The organism is Micromonospora sp. IBHARD004, assembly GCF_052814115.1.
Genome location: NZ_CP199934.1, coordinates 3,666,701 through 3,689,280 on the forward strand (window position 1 = coordinate 3,666,701; position 22,580 = coordinate 3,689,280).

At 71.7% G+C, this 22,580-nt stretch carries 16 protein-coding genes and 1 pseudogene; 12 read left to right on the forward strand and 5 right to left on the reverse strand.

What is annotated here, in order from left to right; translation table 11 throughout:
* The first annotated feature begins 910 nt into the window (after nucleotides 1-910).
* The 6 genes from ACTWO6_RS17965 (at nucleotide 911) to ACTWO6_RS17990 (ending at nucleotide 13,083) form a co-directional block, all read left to right on the forward strand.
* Nucleotides 911-3,271, forward strand: coding sequence for a glycosyltransferase (locus ACTWO6_RS17965; protein ID WP_446214983.1), 2,361 nt, complete (start codon nucleotides 911-913; stop codon nucleotides 3,269-3,271).
* Nucleotides 3,268-4,935, forward strand: a complete 1,668-nt coding sequence (locus tag ACTWO6_RS17970) for an ArnT family glycosyltransferase (protein ID WP_446214984.1) — start codon at nucleotides 3,268-3,270, stop codon at nucleotides 4,933-4,935. Before ACTWO6_RS17965 ends, ACTWO6_RS17970 begins: the two co-directional genes overlap by 4 nt.
* Complete coding sequence (locus ACTWO6_RS17975) at nucleotides 4,932-6,308, forward strand: alkaline phosphatase family protein (RefSeq protein ID WP_446214985.1); 1,377 nt, start codon at nucleotides 4,932-4,934, stop codon at nucleotides 6,306-6,308. The genes ACTWO6_RS17970 and ACTWO6_RS17975 overlap by 4 nt, the downstream gene beginning before the upstream one ends.
* On the forward strand, nucleotides 6,299-8,587 hold the full coding sequence (locus ACTWO6_RS17980) for a hypothetical protein (protein ID WP_446214986.1): 2,289 nt from the start codon (nucleotides 6,299-6,301) through the stop codon (nucleotides 8,585-8,587). Before ACTWO6_RS17975 ends, ACTWO6_RS17980 begins: the two co-directional genes overlap by 10 nt.
* An 89-nt stretch (nucleotides 8,588-8,676) precedes the next feature.
* The gene (locus tag ACTWO6_RS17985; RefSeq protein ID WP_446214987.1) at nucleotides 8,677-10,224 is read left to right on the forward strand and encodes a CBM96 family carbohydrate-binding protein; all 1,548 of its coding nucleotides are present in this window, start codon (nucleotides 8,677-8,679) and stop codon (nucleotides 10,222-10,224) included.
* A gap of 18 nt (nucleotides 10,225-10,242) precedes the next feature.
* Nucleotides 10,243-13,083: a CBM96 family carbohydrate-binding protein gene (locus ACTWO6_RS17990; protein WP_446214988.1), complete on the forward strand. Its 2,841-nt coding sequence runs from the start codon at nucleotides 10,243-10,245 to the stop codon at nucleotides 13,081-13,083.
* Here ACTWO6_RS17990 and ACTWO6_RS17995 read toward each other — a convergent pair.
* Entirely contained in the window at nucleotides 13,078-14,283 is a 1,206-nt protein-coding gene (locus tag ACTWO6_RS17995) for a lycopene cyclase family protein (protein WP_446220691.1), read from the reverse strand. The two genes, ACTWO6_RS17990 and ACTWO6_RS17995, sit on opposite strands and share 6 nt — an antisense overlap.
* A gap of 88 nt (nucleotides 14,284-14,371) precedes the next feature.
* On the opposite strand from ACTWO6_RS17995, the gene ACTWO6_RS18000 reads away from it, so the two are divergent.
* On the forward strand, nucleotides 14,372-15,439 hold the full coding sequence (locus tag ACTWO6_RS18000; RefSeq protein WP_446214989.1) for a Gfo/Idh/MocA family protein: 1,068 nt from the start codon (nucleotides 14,372-14,374) through the stop codon (nucleotides 15,437-15,439).
* A gap of 25 nt (nucleotides 15,440-15,464) precedes the next feature.
* Here ACTWO6_RS18000 and ACTWO6_RS18005 read toward each other — a convergent pair whose 3' ends face one another.
* Nucleotides 15,465-16,736 carry an MFS transporter gene (locus ACTWO6_RS18005; protein WP_446214990.1) on the reverse strand — a complete coding sequence of 424 codons (1,272 nt, stop codon included), beginning with the start codon at nucleotides 16,734-16,736 and terminating at the stop codon, nucleotides 15,465-15,467.
* Nucleotides 16,737-16,801: 65 nt separating this feature from the next.
* Here ACTWO6_RS18005 and ACTWO6_RS18010 point away from each other — a divergent pair, with 65 nt between their 5' ends.
* On the forward strand, nucleotides 16,802-17,629 hold the full coding sequence (locus ACTWO6_RS18010; protein WP_446214991.1) for a class I SAM-dependent methyltransferase: 828 nt from the start codon (nucleotides 16,802-16,804) through the stop codon (nucleotides 17,627-17,629).
* 7 nt (nucleotides 17,630-17,636) lie between these two features.
* Here the strand turns inward: ACTWO6_RS18010 and ACTWO6_RS18015 are convergent, their stop codons facing one another.
* The 3 genes from ACTWO6_RS18015 to ACTWO6_RS18025 are packed head-to-tail and all read right to left on the reverse strand — an operon-like array spanning nucleotide 17,637 to nucleotide 20,462.
* Nucleotides 17,637-18,248, reverse strand: a complete 612-nt coding sequence (locus ACTWO6_RS18015) for a uridylate kinase (protein WP_446214992.1) — start codon at nucleotides 18,246-18,248, stop codon at nucleotides 17,637-17,639.
* Between the two features lie 59 nt (nucleotides 18,249-18,307).
* On the reverse strand, nucleotides 18,308-19,018 hold the full coding sequence (locus ACTWO6_RS18020) for a suppressor of fused domain protein (protein WP_446214993.1): 711 nt from the start codon (nucleotides 19,016-19,018) through the stop codon (nucleotides 18,308-18,310).
* Between the two features lie 25 nt (nucleotides 19,019-19,043).
* Nucleotides 19,044-20,462 (reverse strand): RNA-guided endonuclease InsQ/TnpB family protein, encoded by a 1,419-nt coding sequence (locus ACTWO6_RS18025; protein ID WP_446214994.1) that lies wholly within the window; start codon nucleotides 20,460-20,462, stop codon nucleotides 19,044-19,046.
* A gap of 201 nt (nucleotides 20,463-20,663) precedes the next feature.
* Between ACTWO6_RS18025 and ACTWO6_RS18030 the strand changes: the two genes are divergently transcribed.
* The 4 genes and pseudogenes from ACTWO6_RS18030 to ACTWO6_RS18045 all read left to right on the forward strand — a co-directional run bounded on the left by ACTWO6_RS18030 (nucleotide 20,664) and on the right by ACTWO6_RS18045 (nucleotide 22,548).
* On the forward strand, nucleotides 20,664-21,074 hold the full coding sequence (locus ACTWO6_RS18030; RefSeq protein ID WP_446214995.1) for a VOC family protein: 411 nt from the start codon (nucleotides 20,664-20,666) through the stop codon (nucleotides 21,072-21,074).
* Nucleotides 21,075-21,088: 14 nt separating this feature from the next.
* Nucleotides 21,089-21,408, forward strand: a pseudogene (locus ACTWO6_RS18035) (excinuclease ABC subunit UvrA); the annotation flags it as partial.
* A gap of 43 nt (nucleotides 21,409-21,451) precedes the next feature.
* Nucleotides 21,452-21,916 carry a helix-turn-helix transcriptional regulator gene (locus tag ACTWO6_RS18040; RefSeq protein ID WP_446220692.1) on the forward strand — a complete coding sequence of 155 codons (465 nt, stop codon included), beginning with the start codon at nucleotides 21,452-21,454 and terminating at the stop codon, nucleotides 21,914-21,916.
* Between the two features lie 5 nt (nucleotides 21,917-21,921).
* Entirely contained in the window at nucleotides 21,922-22,548 is a 627-nt protein-coding gene (locus tag ACTWO6_RS18045) for a glyoxalase (protein WP_446214996.1), read from the forward strand.
* Nucleotides 22,549-22,580 lie beyond the last annotated feature (32 nt).

Here is a 22,580-nt window from a genome sequence, read left to right on the forward strand (position 1 = left end):
GGCTCCCTCCGGTGTGGCGGGTCCGCCGCTCCCCCACGGACGATTCGCCGCCAAATCAGCACCTCCGCGCCCCGCGAAGGCAACGCGTTCGGGTCGATCAGGCCCGTCGAGGTGGTCGGTCCCGCCGATCGGATACCGGACCGTACCGAGCGGCCCGGTCCTCAATGGTCCGCTCGGACATCAGAGCCCGCGCCGGACCGGCCGACGCAGCACATCATTCGGTGAACATGTTCGAGTTACCCGGTGGACGGCGACAGCGCTTTCCGGAGGCGGGCGTTCAACCGAACGGTCACCCGGGCTCCACTGAGACAATTCCCCGGCCGTCGCGTTCAGTGAACGCGGATGGCAGCACCGCGGCCCACTGATCCGGTCGCTCCGATGTCGGACACCCTTGAATGAAAAGGCGTCCGCCCCACCGGGACGACCCGCGGAGCGCCCTCGCCGGCGTCGCCCGACGATTACTCAGCGCAGCAGGCGATGATCACTCCGCAGTCTGCGCAGGTGGGCGGGGTGGCCGAACGGCTGAATTTCCGTGCGCGTTCCTGTCGCGTTCACGACTCGTTGAGTGTTGGACACGTCATGTTCACCTTTCGTAACCTCTGACGAAACCCGCGGCCACCCCGTCAATTCCGATCGCGTTGACGCCGAACCAGTGTCGGTCCGGCGCACATTTCCCGTACGGCACGCTTCTTCCGCCCGTTCCTGAGCCGGATATCCGGCGGCTCGTTACTGCCCAGAAGCGCAACTGATGGAGGGTCGAATGACCGAGGTTGCAGAGACAGCGTCGATTGGTAAGGACGACGAAGAGCCCGGAAATCCGGGCAGCGAACTCCGGCGACGCCAGAACGGGCACGAGTCAGACCTCGCACCGCACTATCTGCACCGTCCCGCATCGGACCAGCAGGTCCGCTTGAGCGTCATCGTGCCGACCCGCAACGAGGCGGAGAACATTCCCGCGCTGCTGTCCAGACTGGGCCCGGCTCTCGAGCCGCTCCACGCGGAGATCATCGTCGTGGACGACAGCGAGGACGACACGCCGGCCGTTCTGGCCCGGCACGCGGCTGACGCCCCGGTCGCCGTACGGCTGCTGCACCGGCCGCCGAGCGCGCGCACCGGTGGGCTGAGCGGCGCGGTGGTGCTCGGCGCGCGGCACGCCCGCGGCGAGTGGATCCTGGTGATGGATGCGGACCTCCAGCACCCGCCGGAGTCGGCCGGCATGCTGGCGGGCATCGCGTTGCGGCACGACGTGGACGTGGTGGTCGGCACCCGCTACGCCGGGGAGGGCTCCAACGAGGGGCTCGGCGGCACCGCCCGCGAGGCCACCTCGTCGTGGGCGACCCGGCTGGCGAAGAGCCTGTTCCCGCGCCGCCTGAACACCATCACCGATCCGATGAGCGGCCTGTTCGCCTTCCGCCGGGCCGCCGTCGACCTGGACCGCGTGAACCCGATCGGCTTCAAGGTCCTGCTGGAACTGCTCGTCCGCCACCCCGGCGCCCGGGTCGCGGAAGTCGCATACGAGATGGCTCCCCGGCACGCCGGCCATTCCAAGGCGTCGGTGCGGGAGGGGCTGACCTTCCTGCGGCACCTGTGGCGGCTGCGCAGTCAGCGGCTGGTCGGCCAGATGCGCGAAGGCCCGGCCGCCGCCCGGGACCGGCTGCGGGAGCTCGGCCGGATGATCGCCTTCGGACTCGTCGGACTGTCCGGGTTGGTGGTCAACACGGCCGCGTTGTGGTTCTTCTACGAGCCGGCCAACCTGCACCACCTGCTGGGCGCCACACTGGCGACCCAGCTCTCGACGGCGTGGAACTTCGTCCTCGTCGACGCCCTCATCTACCGGCGCAACCGACAGGGCTCCCTGGCCGGACGAGCGGGCCGCTTCTTCCTGCTGAACAATCTGCTGCTGTTGTTGCGCCTGCCGATGTTGCAGGCCCTGGTCTGGGCCGGCGTCGGAATCCTGACGGCGAACGCGCTCACGCTGGTCGCACTGTTCCTCGTCCGGTTCCTGGTCAACGACCGGGTCATCTACGCCTGGGGCAGCACCGGCCGGCGCGATCCCGTACGCATGCTCGTCAACCTGGAGGCCCCCGAGGCCGCCGCCACCCCGTCCCGCAAGCGGTACCAGTACCTCAAGTACCGGTACGACGTGGCCGGGGTGGTCACCATCGGGTCCCAGATCATGCTGCCGGAGCTGGAGTTCTTCCGCGCCCAGTGGATCGCCGACTCGGATGTCGACATCGCGGTGCGGGTCAGTGACGTGGGAGGCCGGGGGCCGCGGCGCCGGGCCGCCATGACCGAGTACGCCAACCAGTCCGTCCTGCGGTACGAGGAGCACCTGGGCCGGCTGGGCGCGAACTTCCGGATCCAACTCGGCTCGCCGATCGACATCCAGGTCGGTCCGCTGCTCGCCCGTTCACCGCACGTGGTCTACACCAACATCATCGAAGCGCTGCTGCGGTTCGTGCTCGTGTCGCGGGGTCACATGCTGCTGCACTCGGCGTGCGTCAGCCTGAACGGCGTCGGGGTGATGCTCTCCGCCCTCACCGACACGGGCAAGACGGCCACGGTGCTGCGCCTGCTGCGCGACCACGGCGGGCTCTTCCTCTCCGACGACATGACCCTGATCAGCCCCGACGGCATCGCGACGTGCTTCCCCAAGCCGCTGACCATCAGCGCGCACACCCTGCGCGCCGTGCAGGCCCAGGACCTGACCCCGGCCGAGTGGCGCCGGTTGCAGTTCCAGAGCCGGCTGCACTCCAAGGGCGGCCGGTCGCTGGCCCTGACCCTGAGCCGGTTCAACGTGCCGATCATGGGCATCAACGCCATCACCCAGCGGCTCGTCCCGCCGCCCAAGTACAGCGTCGACCGGCTGGTTCCCTGCCGCATCGGCACCACCACGCAGGTGGAGGAGCTGTTCATCATCGAGCGCGGCACGCCCCGGATCAGCGACCTCGACCATGCCGAGACGCTGGAGCGGATGATCCAGAACACCGACGACGCGTACGGGTTCCCGCCGTTCCGCTACCTGGCGCCCGCGATCACCATCGGCGAGCAGGGGTACGCGCAACTGCGCCAACGGGAGCGGGAGATCCTCACCGGCTTCCTGTCCCAGATCCGCAGCCGGGTGGTGGCCTCGGACAGGTTCGGATGGGCCGACGAGATCCCGCGCCTGCTGCGGGAGGAACGCGGGGATGCGCCTACCGTGCAGACGGCGGTACTTCCGGCCTGGCCGCGGTGGAGTGGGGCGCTGGCTCCGAGCGGAGCTCGTGCGTGAGCGTGACCCGATCCTCGGTGGAGGAGGTGGAGCACGACCGTTGCGCGACGACGGTCGTGCTCCGCCCCGTCGACCATCCGTCAGCCCTGCCGGCGTCGCGGCCCGGGGGCACCGGCCAGGAACGTTGGTGGCGCCGGTGGGCGGCGCACGGCGCCCTCGTCGGCATCGCGGCGCTGGCGCTGCTCCTGCGGGTGTGGCAGCTGGACGCCCTCGGCTTCAACAGCGACGAGGCCGTCTACGCCGGGCAGGCCGCCTCGCTCGCCGGCAACCCGAACTACTCGCCGTTCTTCCCGGTCTTCCGGGCCCATCCGATGCTCTTCCAGACCCTCCTGTCGCCGTTCTTCCGCACCGGCGAGGTCGACGTGGCCGGGCGGGTGGTGGTGGCGGTGCTGGGCGTGGCGACCGTGCTGGCCGTCCACCTGTTGGGTGCCCGGCTCTACGGCCGGCGCGTCGGGCTGGTCGCGGCGCTGCTCATCGCCGTCATGCCGTACCACGTGGTCGTCACCCGCCAGGTCCTCCTGGACGGACCGATGGTCCTGTTCGCGACGCTCACCCTGTACTGCCTGGTGCGCTTCGTCCAGGGCCAGCAGGTGCTCTGGTACGTCGCGGCCGGCGCAATGCTGGGCGTGACGATGCTGACGAAGGAGACGAGCATCGTGCTGGCCGGCGGTGTCTACGCGTTCCTGGCGCTGACGCCGGCGGTGCGTCGGCCGGTGCGGATGTCGCTGCTGGCCCTCGCCCCGATGGCGGTGGTCTTCGCGACACACCCGGTCTCGCAGGCGCTGGCCGGGCGCACCGAAACCGGCCGCAGCTATCTCGTGTGGCAGCTGTTCCGGCGGCCCAACCACTCGATGGGGTTCTACCTCGAGACCGTGCCGACGGCGATGGGGCTTCTCGTGGTGGCCGCCGCCGTCGGCGGCCTGTGGTGGCTGCGCCGGCGGCGCTCCTGGCGGGAGACGCTGCTGCTGTCGTGGATCGCCGCACCGGTGGTGTTCTTCCAGCTGTGGCCCGTCAAGGGCTTCCAGTACCTGCTGCCCGCCGCCGCGCCCGTGGCGGTGCTCGCCGCACGGGCGCTGACCGCGCTACCGGTACCCCAACGGATCGGCCGCCTGCTCCGCCGGGCCGTCCGGTCACCGGACGCCGGGCCGTCGTACGCGGTACGTGCGGCGCGGACGGCGGTGATCGCGGTGGTCACCCTGAGCCTGCTCGTCCCCAGCTGGAACGCGGTCAACCGGGCCGACAACGCCACCTTCCTCGCCGGGTCCGGCGGGGTGCCGGGGGGCCGGGAGGCCGGCCGGTGGCTGGCAGCGAACACGCCGCAGGGGTCGGTCGTGCTCACCCTTGGCCCCTCGATGGCCAACATCATCCAGTACTACGGCCACCGCCGCAGCTACGGGCTCTCGGTCAGCCCGAACCCGCTGCGGCGCAACCCGTCGTACGCGCCGCTGCCCAACCCCGACTGGTGGCTACGCCACAACGATCTGCAGTACGTCGTCTGGGATTCGTTCTCCGCCGGACGCTCGGCATTCTTCTCCGAGCGGTTGATGGTCCTGATCCGCCGCTACCACGGGCGCGTCGTGCACACCGAGTACGTCGACGGGACCGACTCCACGGGGGCTCGGGTCCCGGTTCCCGTGGTCATCATCTACGAGGTGCGTCCATGACCGACCCCACCCGCCCGCACGGAAGCCGCGCCCGTCGCCTGCTGACCCGCGCGCTGCTGGTCGCCTGCCTGCTGGCGCTCGCGAACCCGGCCGCGGCCGCGCACGCCGCTCCCCGGACGGCCCCCCCGCCGAGCCCCACCACACCGATCGACCACTTCGTCTTCCTGATGCAGGAGAACCACACCTTCGACAACTACTTCGGCACCCGACCCGGCGTCGACGGGATCCCCTCGGGCACCTGCATGCCGGTGCGCCGGGGCCAGGCCGAGCCCTGCGTCAAGCCCTTCCACCTGGGCGAGCTGGGCAGCCTCGACCTCGACCACACCGCGGAGGCGTTCCGGGTGCAGTACAACAAGGGCCGGATGGACGGCTTCGTCGAGGGAGTGAGTACGCAGGGCAAGGACGGCAAGCTCGCGATGGCCTACTACGACGACCGCGACCTGCCGTACTACTGGAACGTCGCCGACGAGTACGTGCTCTTCGACCGCTTCTTCAGCTCGTCCAATTCGGGCAGCATCCGCAACCACATGTTCCGGGTGACCGGCGGTCCGGGCGCCACCGGCGCCTCGGAGTCCATCCCGAAGGAGGGCTGGGGCGACATCCCGACCATCTTCGACCGGTTGGAGGCCGCCGGGATCAGCTGGAAGTTCTACGTGGAGAACTACGACCCCACGATCACGTTCCGGTCCCGCAGCAGTGAAGAGGACATCGACCGGGGGGCGCAGGTCATCTGGGTGCCGCTGCTCGCCTACGCGCGCTACGTTGACGACCCGCGGTTGTTCGGCAAGATCGTGGACCTGGACGAGTACTACGAGGACGCCGCCAAGGGCCAGTTGCCCGCGGTCTCCTTCATCGCCCCGGCCGGCGACAGTGAGCATCCGCCCGGCAGCATCCGTGCCGGTCAGAACCTCGTCCGGACGCTGCTGACCCAACTGATGCGCTCACCGAACTGGGACTCCTCGGCCTTCCTGTGGTCCTACGACGACTGGGGCGGCTGGTACGACCACGTCGCGCCTCCCCAGGTCGACTCCTACGGATACGGCTTCCGGGTGCCCGCCCTGCTGGTGAGCCCGTACGCCCGACGCGGCCACGTCGAATCCACCACACTGGACTTCACCTCGGTGCTCAAGTTCATCGAGGTCAACTGGCGGCTGAAGCCGCTGGCCGACCGGGATCGCAAGGCGGACACGTTCCTCGACTCCTTCGACTTCGATCGACCGCCGCGGCCGGCGGCCTTCCTCAGCACCGAACGCACGGCCCCTGTCGTCACCAGACCGGACCCGGTCCCGGTGTACGCCTCGTACGCCGTCACGGGCAGCCTCGTGGCGGCGCTGGTCGGCGCCGCGGCACTCAGGCGGCGGCGATGGACGTGACCCGGCGGATCGCGCGGGCGGTCGTCCTGTCGCTGTTCGCGGCCGTGCTGACGGTGGTCGTGCTACCCACCGCCGCAGCTGCGCGGCCCGCCTCGGCGCAGCCGGGAACGCTGCACCTGCAGACGGTGCCCCCGCTGCCCGGCGTGGTGGTGAAGGTGGACGGGGAGGTGGCCACGTCCGACACCAAGGGCCGGATCCGGGTCCACGTCCGCAACTTCATCGACCTGAACAAGCGCGTCGTCGTCCCGGAGACCCGGATCAGCCGGGACCGCAAGGTCGTCTTCGACCGCTTCCGCGGGAACGCCGATGCCGGCGTGCGCGGCAAGGTCGTGGAGCTGGGTCTGCGTACCGCCCGGCTGGTCTCCTGGAGCTTCATCGACCGCTTCGGCAACACGGTGCCCGTGGACCGGGTCACCGCCATGCGGCTGCGCAGCAACACCGGCGAGATCCACGACCTGAGCGGCGCCGAGCTGGCCCAGCCCCGCTGGGTCTCGGAGAGCCGCACCCAGCAGGGCCCGCAGGGCCTGGCGTCCAAGCAGCTCTACTACGTGGTCGACAGCGCGATGGTCGACGGCACCTCGGTGGTCAACCGCGCGGGACAGCGGTTCGTGCCGTGGGAGCAGCAGGCGTGGGTGGTGCAGCTGCTCTTCTTCCGGGTCTCGTTCTCGGCGACCGACATGTTCTTCACCCAGCAGGTCGGCGACGGCATCGAGCTCACCCGCGCCGACGGCGGCGTCCAGCGGCTGCCGTTCGGCCGGGACGGCACGGCCCTGGTGCCCGACCTGCCGCGCGGCACGTACACGATCACCGTCTTCGGCGGCGGCGTGTCGTTCGGACGTCCGGTCAGCATCAGCAAGGACCAGGAGGTGACGCTCACCGTGATCAGCCCGGCCGACCTGACCCTGGTGACGGTAGCGGTGCTGGTCGTCGCGGTGGGCCTGGTCCTGCTCGGACGGCCGCATCTGCTCGGCCGGCTGCGCCGCGCCGGCAGCGTCCTGATGGCCGTGACCCGGGCACGGCGCCCCCGATCCCGGCACCGCAGGCGGTTGCGGACGGAATCCGCGGCCGCACGCCAACAGCAGGTTCAGGCCGGGGACGACCGGCGGCCGGCACCGGCCCGGGGCGGAGTCGCCCTGCTGCTGCTGCTCGCCGCGCTCGCGATCGCCCTGCTGCCGCCGGGGACGGCGCACGCCGAGGTGGGCCACCGGCGGGACGCCCCCCACCCGTCGGTGGCTCCCGTCCCGGTCCTCGCCTACTACTACATCTGGTTCAACCCGACGTCCTGGAACCGGGCGAAGATCGACTACCCGCTGCTCGGGCGATACTCCAGCGACGACGCCGAGATCATGCGGCGGCACGTGCGGATGGCGAAGACCGCCGGCATCAACGGGTTCCTGGTGTCGTGGAAACACACGCCGCAGCTCGACGAGCGCCTGGCCAAGCTGGTCGAGGTGGCTCGGGAGGAGAAGTTCCGCCTGGGCATCGTGTACCAGGGGCTCGACTTCTCCCGCACCCCGCTGGCGTTCGACACCGTCCGGACGGACCTGTCGTTCTTCGCCACCCGCTACGCCACCGACCCCGTCTTCGACATCTTCGGCCGGCCAGTGGTGATCTGGACCGGCAGCGACCGCTTCACCGCCGAGCAGATCAAGGAAACGGTCGGCGGCGTACGCGGCAAGCTGCTGGTCCTCGGCAACGCCAAGAGCCTCGAGGATGTCGAATCGAGTCAGGCTGCGCTCGACGGGCAGGCCTACTACTGGTCCTCGGTGGACCCGGTGACCGGTACCACCGGGCGGAAGCTGGCGGCGATGGCCCAGGCCGTGCACCGGCGGGGCGGATTGTGGATCGCCCCGGTGACGCCCGGATTCGACGCCCGCCTGGTCGGCGGCAAGCGGGAGGTCCCCCGCCGCGCGGGTGACACCCTGCGGGCCTCCTTCGCCGCGGCGCGCCTCTCCCAACCCGACGCGCTCGGGGTGATCAGCTGGAACGAGTTCAGCGAGAACACCCACATCGAGCCGAGCGAACGCTTCGGCGCCGCCGACATCAACGTGCTGGCCGACCTGCTCGGGGTGGGCGTCGACGTGGACGTACCGGTGGACAGCAGCGAGCCGGGCGACGGCGCCCACTGGGGGCTGAGCGCCTGGGGCGCGCTCCTGGTCGCCGGCGCGGCGGTGGTGCTGTTACCGCTCGGCGTGGCCTTCCAACGACGTCGCTCCACGCCGGCCCCTCGCGACCGCCCATCCGGCGCCGGAACGGAGGGTAGTTTCGCCGATCTCTGATGACGATCCGCTCCTGGGGAGGGCGCGGCATTGCCGTGCGCGCGGCTCCGCTAGTTCCACGCCCACATTTTCTTGTCAGGAGGGATTCCATGTCACGGACGCACCGTCGGGCGACGGTGGGCAGAGCCGCCCTGGTCGCCCTGCTCGTCGCGGCGACGCTGACCATCGGGGAGCCAGCCCACGCCGCGTCCGCCTTCATCCCGGTGGCCGACACCTTCGTCACCAGCGCCGACCCGGGCACCAACTTTGGCTCGAAGGTCTACCTCAAGGCCGATGCCTCCCCCCGGCAGGTGACCTATCTCCGCTTCGACGTCCAGGGCGTCGAGCCCGGCGCGTCGGCGGTGCTGCGGTTCTACGCGGAGTCGAGTCTCCGCGCCGGAGTGGAGGCGCACCAGGTCAGTGACAACGGTTGGGGCGAGACCACCGTCACCTACACCAACGCGCCCGCCGTGGGCGCCGCGGTGGACGCCAGCGGTCCGATCAGCGCCGGCACCTGGGTGTCGCTGAACGTGTCGGCGATGGTGCCCGACGACGGCCCGGTCACCATCGCTCTCACCACCACCGACGACACCGCCGTCCGGATCACCAGCCGCGAGGGCACGAACAAGCCCCAACTGCTCGTGCCGGCGCCGTCGTCTCCCTCACCGTTCGTCGTCACCGCCACCTCCGGCGGTTACCAGGCGGTCTCCCAGACCACCGGACAGACGTACGCCGGGAGCCTGAAGTTCGTGGTGGAGCGCGCCGTAAGCGACCTCAACGAGACCGGTGGGGGGACGGTGCAGTTCGCCGCCGGCGTGTTCGAGCTCGGCGCCGAGTACTTCAAACTCGTGCAGATCTCCGACATCGCGTTCGCTGGCGCCGGCGTCGACGAGACGGTCATCCGCAACTACAGCAGCACCGCCAGCGACACCGAACCCTTCAACTTCACCGGCGCGTTCGGGGTCACGGTCCGGGACCTGACCGTCTCGGCCGGTGGTCCGACCCGGTCCACCAGTGACGCGCTCGACTTCGACGAGGGCAACGACGTCCTCGTGGAGCGGGTGAAGGTGACCGCCGCGCGAGGTCGGGGCATCGTGTTCGACGGCAAGAACGCGGACTGGACGTCCACGGGCAACACCGTCCGGGACTGCGTCGTCGTCGGCGTCCCCGGCGACGGGATCGAACTGCTCGCGTCCAGCGGCGACACGATCACCGGCTGCCGCATCACCGACGTCGGCGGGCACGGTATCCAGATCAACAAGTCCTCGCCCACGGCGGACCAGCCGAACAAGAAGGCCACCCGCAACGTCGTCGCCGGCAACACGATCACCCAGGCCGGCCAGGACGGCATCAACGTGACCAGCGGCGACGACAACGAGATCACCGGCAACACCATCACCGACAGCTCCGACGACACGTCCGGCCGCGATGGCATCCGTATCACCTCGACGGATGCGGTCTCCTGTGACGGCAACCGCGTGTGGGGCAACCTCGCGACCGACGACCAGACCACCAGGACGCAGAAGTACGGCCTGAACATCGCCTCGACGCTGTGCCACTCGACCGTGGTCGGCCCGGACAACGTGCTCACCGGCAACCTCGTCGGTCCGATCCGAGACGTCGGCACCGGCACCATCTACCCCTCAGCCAGCCGCTGAACAGGGAGAGGACTCCCGATGAACCTAGGCAGAGCGACCCGTCCCAGGGCCGCGTCCGCAGTCGTCGCTGTGCTCATTGCCGCCGGACTGAACCTGTCCCTGAGCGGCCGCGCGGAAAGCGCTTCCCCCACCTGTCAAACGTCGAACGCGCCGGGCGGGCTCTACACCGTGCTGGTCTGCCTCACCCAGCCGTCGAGTGACAGCACGATCGTGGGCGACACCCTCGTGACGGCGACCGTCAACGTGACGGTCGGCACGAGCCCCGGCGTCGCCAAGACGGAGTGGACCCTGGACGGCGAGCACCTGCTCACGGACTTCCAGTCGCCGCACCAGTTCACCCTGTCCACCGCCGACTTCGCCGACGGCGAATACGCGCTCGCCGTCTCGGCGAAGATGCGCGACGGGTACGTCACCCCGGCGGCAGTCATCACCGCCACCTTCGCCAACGGCAACGCCACCACCCCGCCGAACACCCGGCAATGGTCGGTCCCGCCCATCCACGCTCGCGGTCCGCAGGAACCCTTCGTGGTGGCCGCCGTCGGCGACGGTGCCGGCGGCGAAACCAACGCGGTGAACGTCACCAACGCACTCGTCGGGTGGGACCCTGACCTCTTCCTCTACCTCGGCGACGTGTACGAAGAGGGCACCCTGACGGAGTTCAACAACTGGTACGGGGGCGCTACGGCATTCTACGGTCGGCTGCGCGGCGTCACCACTCCGGTCATCGGGAACCACGAATACAACGGTTCGGTGGCTGAGGGCTATTTCCACTTCTGGGACAACATTCCGCACTACTACAGCTATGACGCCAACGGCTGGCATTTCATCGCCATCGACTCGACCAGCAACTACAACAAGGTCGCGCCGGGCACGCCGCAGTACGAGTGGCTCGCGGCGGACCTCGCCGCCAACCGCAGCCCGTGCACGGTGGTGTTCTGGCACCATCCCCTCTTCTCGGTCGGGTCCGAGGACCCCGCGCCACGGATGCAGGCCATGTGGGACCTCATGGCCTCCCACCACGTCACCCTGCTCGTCACCGGACACGACCACAACTACCAGCGGTGGGCGCCCATGGGCGCAGGCGGCGAGCTCGCCGGCGACGGCATAGTCGAACTCGTGGTGGGCGGCGGCGGCCACTCGAGTCAGGGCTTCGCCAGCTCGGACGCCCGGGTGGTCAAGACGAACAAGAGCTACGGCGCGGTGCGCATGGAACTCTTCGGCAACCGCGCCGATGTGCGGTACCACGCGGCGGGCGCCACCGGCACGACCCTCGTCGACTCGTCGACCGTCTCCTGCAAGGGCGCCGACGGGCTGGCCCCGACCCCACCCGCCGACCTGACCGCGACCGTGAACCCGACCCCGTCCGTGAGTCTTGTCTGGAACGGTGCGACCGACAACTATGGCGTGACCGGCTACCGCGTCTACCGCGACGGCACCGCTGTGGCCGACCTGGCCGCGACCGCGACCTCGTGGACGGACGCCTCCGTCGCCGGCGCGACCCGGTACGAATACACGGTCGATGCCGTCGACGCCGCCGGAAACCGTTCCACCCGCACCCCACCGGTGGCCGTGACGACCCTCGGCCCGGACACCACGCCTCCTACCGCTCCGGGCGGGCTCACCGCCGCAGCCGCCCCGGATGCGGTCACGCTCACCTGGTCCCCGGCGACGGACAACGTCGGCGTCACGGGGTACACGGTGCTGCGCGACGGCGTGGTGGTGGCGACCGTGACGGACGCGACATACGCCGACAACGCCGTCCCGGCGGACGAGTCGCACACCTGGACCGTGCGCGCGTTGGATGCGGCCGCGAACGCCAGCGCCGAATCCAACGTCGTCACCGCGGTGCGCGACACGCTGGCACCGTCGGCCCCGCCGAACCTGAGGGTCACCGGCGTGGAGCCAGGCGCGGTCAGCCTCGCCTGGGACGCGTCGACCGACAACGTCGGGGTCGCGCAGTACCAGGTGTTCCGCGACGGAAACCTCCTGGCGGGGATCTCGCCGGACCGGACCTTCTCCGACTACACGGTCGGCACCACCGGCACGTCACACACGTATCTGGTCACCGCTGTCGACGCCGCGGGGAACGTCTCCGGCCCCAGTAACCCGGTGACCGTCACCGCCGCCGACTCCAGCCCACCCACGGCGCCCACCAACCTGCAGGCTTCGGCCACCGGACCCAACCGGGTCGAGCTGTCGTGGGGGCCCGCGACGGACGACGTCGGCGTGGCCGCGTACATGGTCTACCGCGACGGCACGATCCTCGGTACCACCACGGGCCCGACCTTCACCGACACCACGGCCCTCTCGGAGACTTCCTACACGTACCTGGTCTCCGCCTTCGACGCGGCCGGCAACTTCTCCGGCCCGAGCGCGCCGGCCCTGGTCACCACGCCAGCCGCCACGCCGGTCCTGGCGGTGGCGGACACCTACGTCAAGGCGTCCAGCCCCACGAGCAGATACGGGAGCGCCACGGTCCTGCGGGTCGACGGAGATCCGGCCACGAACGCCTATCTGAAGTTCACGGTGTCCGGGCAGACCGGCGTGGTGCTTCGAGCGCGCCTGAAGGTCTGGGTCGCGGCCGGCTCGTCCAGCGGCTTCGTGGTCCGCCCTGTCGCGGACTCGACGTGGTCGGAGGCATTGACGAACTGGAACAACGCCCCCCTCATCGACGACACGTCGATCGCCGCCACCGGTCGGACGACGACCGGCACCTGGGCCACCCTCGACATCACGCCCCTGGTCAGCGGGAACGGCACGTTCACCGTCGGTCTGACCTCGAACGGCGCCTCGTCGAGCAGCTACGGTAGCCGCGAGTCCAGCACCGCCCCGCTGTTGCTGCTGGACGTCACCTCATGAGGGGCGGCGGAGCCGGGCGCGGAGCCGGCCGACGGCGTCGCCGAGCACCGCGCCGGCCATCGGCAGCAGCGGGCTGGACCGCATCACCGCCAGGTCCTCCCCCGGCGAGGTGGACCCGTCGAGGAAGCGCAGCACCCGCCCGGCCGGATTGCGGTCGAAGAGCCGGTCGAAGAACTCCACCCCGCCGACGTGCCCCCGGTCCAGGGCGCGCAGCGCCACCGCGTCCATCCACAGGTGACGTCCGGGGTACGCGGCCCGCGGCACCGGTGGCCGACCCGCCGCGAGGGCCGCGGCGACCTGCTCGGCCTGGCGGTGCATCGCCGAGAAGGTGAAGCCGGTGGAGGGGCGGGTGGCGCCCCCGGCGGTGCCGAGCCGGACCACCCGGGGCGAGGGGCGGGCGACGAACGGGCCGTCCGTCATCGGGATCACCCCGTTCTCCACCTCCCGGACCCGCAGCACCGCCGGGTCGAGGCCGAGCAGGTCGAGGTAGCCGCGCAGCGCGGCGTCGTACCCGGCGTCGGTGAGCAGGTCGGGTGCGAACTCGGTGTACTCGACCAGGGCGTACCGGTCGCTGACCGGCAGCACGTAGCCGAACGAGACCCCCCGGGCGGGCTGCGGGGTGCGGAAGTCCATCAGCACCGCCCGGTCGGGGTCGAACGTCGGCGTGTCGGCCTCCAGCCACCAGCCACGGAAGTGCTGCAACCAGCTCGTCCGGCCGGGCCGCGCCGGCGGGCGGGGCCGGGAGTCAAGCACCCAGCCGGCCCGGGCCAGCACCCGGCCGTCGGGGTCGCGGACCGCCACCCGGTGACCGTCGTCGTCGAGGGCGCCGGCCGCCGCGCCGATCCGGATCGCGCCGAGGCGGCGTCCGGCCTCGGCAGCCCGGTCGTAGACCGGGGCCGAGCGGAGCATGGCGTACCGCAGCGGGGCGAGCGACAGGACGCGGCGGCCGGCGGGCGTGACCACGTCGACCCGCGACCAGCTCGCGCTGAGCAGCGGGTCGAGGTCGTTGCCGGGGGCGCCCCAGAACGCCCAGGTGCGGTCCTGGCCGCGCTTGTGCACCGGGTCGACCACGGCCACCCGCAGCCCGGAGACCCCGTGCCGGTCGAGGGCGGCCAGCACCAGGGAGGCGGCGCCGCCGCCGCCCACCAGCGCGAGGTCGACGTCGACCGGGGATGCGTCCACCCCGCCACGCTGCCACACCCCCGGCCGCCGCCCACCGGGGGACCCGCCGACCCGCGCCCCGGGCGGCGCGTAGATTCGGGGAATCACCGAGGAACGGGGGGACGGCATGGCGCAGGCGCCGCTGCGAGTGGGGCTGCTGGGGTACGGGATCGCCGGGCGGGTGTTCCACGCCCCGCTGGTCGCCGCGACCCCCGGGCTGCGGCTGGACGCCATCGTCACGGCCAACCCGGAGCGACGGGAGCAGGCCCGCCAGGAGCACCCCGACGCCCGGCTCCTCGACGACGCCGACCAGCTGTGGCGCGCCGCGGACACCCTCGACCTGGTCGTGGTGGCGACGCCGAACCGGCAGCACGCGCCGATGGCCCGGGCGGCGCTGGCGGCCGGGCTCCCGGTCGTGGTGGACAAGCCGCTCGCCCCCACCGCCGCGGAGAGCCGCGCGCTGGTCGACGAGGCGGCCCGCCGGGGGGTGCCGCTGACCGTGTTCCAGAACCGCCGCTGGGACGGCGACTTCCTGACGGTCCGCCGCCTCGTCGAGGCGGGCGAGCTGGGGCGGGTGAGCCGCTTCGAGTCGCGGTTCGAGCGCTGGCGGCCGGCGATCAAGCCGGGCTGGCGGGAGAGCGCCGCGCCCGGCGAGGCCGGCGGCGCGCTGTTCGACCTCGGCGCGCACCTGGTCGACCAGGCCGTCCAGCTCTTCGGCCCGGTGGAGCGCGTCTACGCGGAGGTGGACCGCCGCCGTCCCGGCGCCGAGGTCGACGACGACGCGTTCGTCGCGCTGACCCACGCCCGCGGCGTCCGCTCGCACCTGTGGATGAGCGCGGTGACCCCGCAGCTCGGGCCGCGGATGCGGGTCCTCGGCGACCGCGCCGGCTACACCACGTACGGGCTGGACGTGCAGGAGGCGGCGCTGCGCGACGGCGGCCGACCGGACAAGCCGGGCTGGGGCGAGGTCCCGCCCGAGGGGTACGGCCAGCTCGGCGCCGACGGCGACCTCCGCCCGGTGCCCACCGAGCCGGGCCGCTACCAGGACTTCTACGCCCAGGTCGCGGCGGCGCTGCGCGACGGCACGCCGATGCCGGTCGACCCGCGCGACGCGGTCGCCACCGTCACGCTGATCGAGCTGGCGCACCGCTCCGCCGCCGAGGGTGTGGTGCTGCCCGTCCCGCCGCTCGCCTGACCATGGCCCTTCTTCCGTCGGCCCGCTAGGCGACGGCGGCCGGGCGGTCGTCCGGCGCGGGCGCGGGGTCGGCGTACGCGGCGGCGACCGTCGACCGGTCGAAGACCCGCCAGGTCACCGCGGTCACCGCCACGGCGACCACGAACCCCACCCAGTACGGCGCGGTCAACCCGAACCGGGCGGCGACCACCCCGCCGAGCAGCGCGCCCAGGCAGTTGCCGCCGGCGGCGATGAAGAGCGTGGTGCTGCCCACCCGCCCCTGCAACGCGGCCGGGGTCAACCGCTGGCGCATCGAGTTCGACACCATGTTCCACAGCGCGCCGTGCACCCCGAACGCGAAGAGCGCGACCGCGATGACCACCGCGCTGCGGGACGCCGCGAGGGCCAGGTGCAGGCCGGCCTCGATCAGCAGCCCGATCCGGATGGTCCAGGTGGCGGTGATCCGGGCGACCAGTCGGTCGCCGACCACCGAGCCGAGCAGCCCGCCGACCGCCATGCAGGTGAAGAGCACGCCGTAGCCGACCGAGCCGAGGCCCAGCCGCTGCGTGGCAAGCAGCACCAGCACCGCGATGGCGGCGGTGAGGGTGACGTTGAGCAGCCCGATCAGCAGGGTCATGGTGCGCAGCAGCCGCTGCGACATCAGCCAGCGGAACCCCTCGACGACCTCCGCGCGGGCCGAGCGGCGCCCGCCCGGCTCCGGGCCGGACCCTGCTCGGTACGACCCGGCGACCAGGCCGATGAGGACGGCGCTGAGCGCGTACGTGGCGGCGTTGACGCCGAACGGGATGCTCGCCGCCAGCACGAAGAGGAAACCGCCGAGCGGACCGGCGATCATGCCCTGCGCCAGCGTGGTGCCGCCGCCCAGCCAGCCGTTGGCGCGTTCCAGCCGCGCTCGGGGCACCACCGCCGGGAGCATCGCCTGAGCGGCGGTACGGAACACGACCTCGCCGGTGTTGACGACGAAGAGCACCGCGTAGAGCAGGGCGACGCCGGCCCGGCCGGTGACGATCGCGGCGGTCAGCACGGCCAGGGCGACGACGCGCACCCAGTCGATGGCGACCATCAGCCGGCGCCGGTCGACCCGGTCGGCGAGGACGCCGCCGGGCAGGGCGAAGAGCAGCCACGGCAGCCACGCCACCGCCGAGGCCGCGGACACGGTCAACGGGTCGTCGGTCTTCGCGGCGACGAACAGCGGCGCGGCCACGGTGGCCATCCCGCTGCCCAGCGCCGACATGGTGCTGGCCGCCCAGAGCCGGGCGAAGCGCCCGTCGAGCCGTTCCCCCGTTGTCCCCGTCACGGCGAGCGAACCTACCAGGCGGATCTCCGTTGAGCCGGCCGCCGCGTCCGTGCGAGGGTCGGTCGGTGACCGACTACCGCACGATCAACCGGGCCAGCTGGGACGAGCGGGCCGCCGCCCACGCCGCGTCGCCGGACTACGCGGTGGACCGCTTCCTCACCGACCCCGGTTACCTCAGCGAGGTGGTCCGCTTCGACCTGTCCCGGCTGGGCGACGTCACCGGCCTGCGCGGGGCGCACCTGCAGTGCCACATCGGCACCGACACGGTCTCCCTGCACCGGCTCGGGGCCCGGATGACCGGCCTGGACTTCTCCGGTGCCTCCCTGGGCCAGGCTCGCGCCCTGGCTGAGCGGACCGGCGCGGCGGTCGACTTCGTCGAGGCCGACGTGCACGACGCGGCGGAGGTGCTGGGACGCGGCGGCTTCGACCTCGTCTACACCGGCATCGGCGCGCTGTGCTGGCTGCCCGACGTCCGGCGCTGGGCCGGTGTCGTCGCCGACCTGCTGCGCCCCGGCGGGCGGCTCTTCCTCCGCGAGGGGCACCCGATGCTCGCCACCCTCGACGACCCCCGCCCCGACGGCACGCTCGCTGTCGAGTACCCGTACTTCGAGCGGCCGGCGCCCCTCGTGTGGGACGGGCCCGGGACGTACGTGCAGACCGAGGTGACCTTCGAGCACACCGTCTCGCACTCGTGGAACCACGGCCTCGGCGAGGTGGTCACCGCCCTGCTCGAGGCGGGGCTGGACCTCACCATGCTGGTCGAGCACGACAGCGCGCCCTGGGACGCGCTGCCCGGCTCCACGGTCCGCGACGCGCACGGCGAGTGGCGCCTGGCCGACCGGCCCTGGCGGCTGGCGCAGACGTACACCCTCCAGGCCCGGCGCCGGAGCTGACCCGGGCTCAGTCCGCCCACTTCAGCACGACCGGGTCGAGCGGGTCGTCCATGCCGAGCACGATGTCCGCCCGCTCCAGCGGTCGCGCCTCGGCCCGGTACAGCTCCTGCCCGGGCAGGTACCGCTCGCGGTAACGCTGCCGCACCGCAGCGGTCGAGCCGAACAGGTCGAGGTCCCGGACGAGGGCGCGGCGCAGCGTTACGTCGGGCTCGACGTGCAGGTAGAGCGTCACGTCCCAGTGGTCCCACAGTTCGGGGCGCAGGAGGAACACGCCGTCGAAGAGCACGACGGCGTCCGGCGTGGCCCGCCGGTGCGACGGTGGCACCGCCTTGTCGAGGCGGTGGTCGTAGGCGGCCGGCAGGTAGCGGCCGTCACCGGCCGGGCCGAGCGGTCGCAGGACCTCCGCGATGATGGCTTTGTGGTCGAAGGAGTCCAGGTAGTAACCCTCGGCTGACAGGGAACCCCGACGCCGGCGGACCGCAGCCGGCCGGTGGAAGCCGTCCACGCCGATCCGGATCACGTCCCGCTCCGGGCGCAACAGGTGCGCCAGGTCGTCGGCCAGACGGGTCTTCCCGGCGGCGTCGGGACCGTCGACGGCGACCCGCAAGGGATGCGACACCCGCTGGTTCCGCAGGCGGTCGGCCAGGCGGGTCAGCACCCGGGCACGCCCGGCCGGGGTCACACGCTGCTCGGCCGGGCCGGGTCGAACAGCTCGCTGACCGCCACCCGGTCGAAGGCCTCCAGCAGCGCGTCGGTGCCCTCGGCCAGCTTCAACCGCACCTCGGCGGGATGCAGGGGCACGAGGGCGAGCAGGGAGATCTCCTTGCCGGCGCCGGTCGTGACGACCCGCGCGTCCGGCGCGCACCTGAGCATCGGGGTTACGGCGACGCCGACGAACGGGGTGTCCGGCGCGTAGGGTTCGGCCGGGTCGCCGTTCGGGACGGAGTGCCACTCCCCGATCCAGGTGTGGTACTCGTGGGGCAGCCGGGCGACCGTCTTCAGCAGCCGGATCGGCCAGTACGCGCTGTCGTCCCGGAACGCCTCCGCGGTCAGCGGCCAGTCGGGCGGCAGGCACAGCATCAGCTCGGCGTACGGGCTGACGCCGGCCGCTGGCGGGACGGCCATCGGCAGGTCGCTCATGCCGGAGGTGACCAACGTATGGAACGGGCGGGCCGGAGTGGGCGCGACCACGTGCACGTCGACGTGGACGAGGTCGGAGGCCAGCTCGTGCCAGACGAACGCGATCGGTCCGAAGTGGTGCTCGATGTGCCGCTCGATCGCCTCGGCCGTGTCCGGGTCACCGGCGCCGGCCGGCTCCCACCCACGTTCCCGGGCGGCGTGCCGTAGCACTCCCGACCCGCGCAGCCCGGCCTCGTCCGACGATCCCATGCCGGGCAGCCTAGTGCGGTGTCCACTAACGTTCACCGGGGTTTGCGGTGAGTGTTGTGGATCCTCGCCTTGAGGGCGAGCGACTCCCCACCGGTTGGTGGGGCGGGCCTCCGCGGGCCAACTGATCCTCGCGCCGCCCTGGTGGGCGGCGGGGGTCACGTCGGGACCGGCCGGCACCGGGGAGATGCCGGCCGGCTCGACGGTGCGTGACCACCTGCGGCAGCGCAACGGCTGTCGGGGTGGTGGATCCGCCGCCCGGGACACGGGTGGCGATGCTGGCCGCCGCGACCAGGTCACGGTGGCCGGAGAATCCGCAGTGCGGGCAGGACAGGGTCCGCCCACGAGGTTTCGGTACACGTTTGCGGCAGGCGGGGCAGGTCGACGAGGTGCCGCGTTCGTCGACCAGCCGGACGGTGATACCGGCCAGGGTGGCCTTGTCGGTGAGGACCTGCAGGAGCCGGCCGATCTGCCACTGCCGCAACCGCAGGTTGTGCCGCCGCCCCGCCGGCAGATTCAGCACCCCGCGGGGGTCGCCCACGTGCAGCACACCCACCCGCTGCCGCACCGCCCACGAGACGACGCCGCGGGCGGCCTCGTGCTGGGCCTGACGGATCCGCCGCCGGTGCCGGCCCTCCACCAGGCGTGCCCGACGCCGGTACTGCCGCCACCGCCGCGACCCCTTCTCACCCGGCTTCGGGCCCCGACGGGCCACGGCACGATGCCGGCCCTTGGTGTCGGCCAGGTGCATGCGGTGTTCGGCGCGGATCGCCCGCCCGGACACCAACAACCCCTCCCCGCCGGGGCCGGCCACCGCGTAGGGGTGGATGATCCCCAGATCCACCCCGGCCACCCGGCCGGGATCCGGTCCCTCACCCGGCGGGTAGACCACCACCGGCACCTCGGCGGTCACATCGAGGAACAGCCGACCTCCCTCACACAGCAGGGTGATCGACCGGACCTGCTCGCCCGGATACGGCACCTCCCGCGCCAGGCGCACCCACAACGGGGTAGTGCCTCTGGCTGTGGGGATTCGGACCCGGCGCCTGTCGAGGGTGAACGTGCCGTGATACCAGCGCACCGGAACCAACCCCCGCCGGCGACGCGGGAACCGGGCCGACAGGTCGCCGGCGCTGCGGCGTTTCGCCGCCGTGAACCACGCATCCGAAAACCGACGTAACACCGACCGGGCACCCGTGGAATCCAGTTCCGCGAACGTGCCCGGCCCCGACGCGGCCAACTCCCGGCAAAGCTGCTGATAGCCGACCAGTGGCGCGTCGCCACGGCGGTGGCGCCACGTGTTGGCCTCCAACACACACGCCCACAGGTCACCGGCGGAGCGCAGCAGCCCGAAACACCGCCGCCGCTGCCCGGGCGTCACCCGCAACGCGACGCGCGCGGTGCGGTGCACGACCCGCGGGGCGGCGGGATCCCGACGACGAGGCACGAACCGAAGCCAACACCACCCCTACGACACTTTCCCCAACCCCTACCAACCCGGTCAACGTTTGTGGTCAGAGCACTAGCCGTGGCAGCCGGTCACGCCGGCCCGGGCCGCGGGGATGCAACCGTGTGTGGCGAAACAAGTGGCCAGATCGATCAGGAATCGAGAAGTGCGGGTCATGGAGCCGCACTTAGCGTGATCGTCATGGACATCACCATTCACACGAGCTTCCTCCCGCATGTCGACCCGGACGCCTCCCTGGCCTTCTACCGCGACGCCCTCGGCTTCGAGGTCCGCAGCGACGTCGGACAGGGCAAGATGCGCTGGATCACGGTCGGCCCCGTCGACCAGCCCGGCACGTCCATCCTCCTGGCGCCGCCGGCCGCCGACCCCGGCGTCACCGACGACGAGCGCCGCACCATCGTCGAGATGATGGCCAAGGGCACCTACGGCTGGATCCTGCTGGCCACCCGGGACCTCGACGGCACCTTCGAGAAGCTGCAGGCCGGCGACGCCGAGGTCGTCCAGGAGCCGACAGAGCAGCCGTACGGCGTCCGCGACTGCGCCTTCCGCGATCCCGCGGGCAACCTGGTCCGCATCCAGGAGCTTCGCTGAGCCGTCCGGTCATCGATTCGGCCATGATGGCCGGCGTCGCGACCACCTGCGAAGAATGCGGCGGCCAGCGCTTTCAGGCCGCTGTCCTCGGGCACACCCTCGGCGGCCGCACCATCGTAGAGGTGCTCGCGATGTCGGCCGCCCGGCCGAGGCGTTCTTCACCGAGGGCGAGGCGCGCACCCCGGCCGCCCACAAGGGCGGCGTCTACATCCTCGCCGAGCCGACCACCGGCCTCCATCTGGCCGACGTCGAGCAGTTGCTCGGCCTGCTCGACCGGCTCGTCGACTCCGGCAAGTCGGTCATCGTCATCGAGCACCTCGCCGCCTCCTCGGCAGGTAACCCAGGTGCTCGCGGACATCGATGGAAGGAGTTCTCTCATGTGTCACCCCTCGTGGGGGCGCGCACTCGCCGCGGCGCAGCGCCTGAGCGACCTCGCGCGACTGCGCCGTGTCCGCGACCGGATCGACCGGGAGTACGCGCAACCGCTGGACGTCGAGGCGCTCGCCCGCGGCGTGAACATGTCGGCCGGGCACCTCAGCCGCCAGTTCCGGCTCGCCTACGGCGGGTCGCCGTACGCCTATCTGATGACCCGGCGCATCGAGCGCGCGACGGCGCTGCTGCGTCGTGGCGACCTCAGCGTCACCGAGGTCTGTTTCGCGGTCGGCTGCTCATCGCTGGGCATCTTCAGCACCCGCTTCACCGAACTGGTCGGCATGCCGCCCAGCGCCTACCGGCGCCGCGCAACGGGCGCTGCGGCGGGGATGCCGCCGTGTGTGGCGAAGCAGGTGACAAGACCGGTCAGGAATCAAGAAGCGCCGGTCGCCGAGCCGCAACTAGCGTGATGGCCATGGCATCCATCGAATCCGTCACCCTCGACGTGGCCGACCCCACGGCCGCCAACCGCTTCTACACCGCCGCCTTCGGTTTGGACACGCAGATACGCCTGCGGGCCTCGGAGGCACCGACGACCGGCTTCCGTGGGTTCACGCTGGCGCTCACCGTGTCCCAGCCGGCCACCGTCAACGGCCTCATCGGCGCCGCCCTGGACGCCGGTGCCACGCCGCTGAAGCCTGCCGCGAAGTCGCTCTGGGGTTACGGCGGTGTCGTACAAGCCCCGGACGGGACGATCTGGAAGGTCGCGACCTCGGCGAAGAAGGACACCGGCCCGGCCACCCGGCAGATCGACGAGATCGTGCTCCTGCTGGGAGTCGCGGACGTGGCCGCGAGCAAGCGGTTCTACGTCGAGCGCGGCCTCGCCGTGGCGAAGAGCTTTGGCCGCATGTACGTCGAGTTCGCTGCTGGGTCGAGTCCCGTCAAGCTGGCGCTGTACAGGCGCCGTGCCCTTGCCAAGGACGTCGGCGTCGCTCCCGACGGCACCGGATCGCACCGGCTCATGATCGGCGGCGATGCCGGGCCTTTCACCGACCCGGACGGGTTTGCATGGGAGGCCGCATCGCTGGCACCCACGCCCTGATGTGTCGACCCACGTCGACCTGCCCCGTAGGA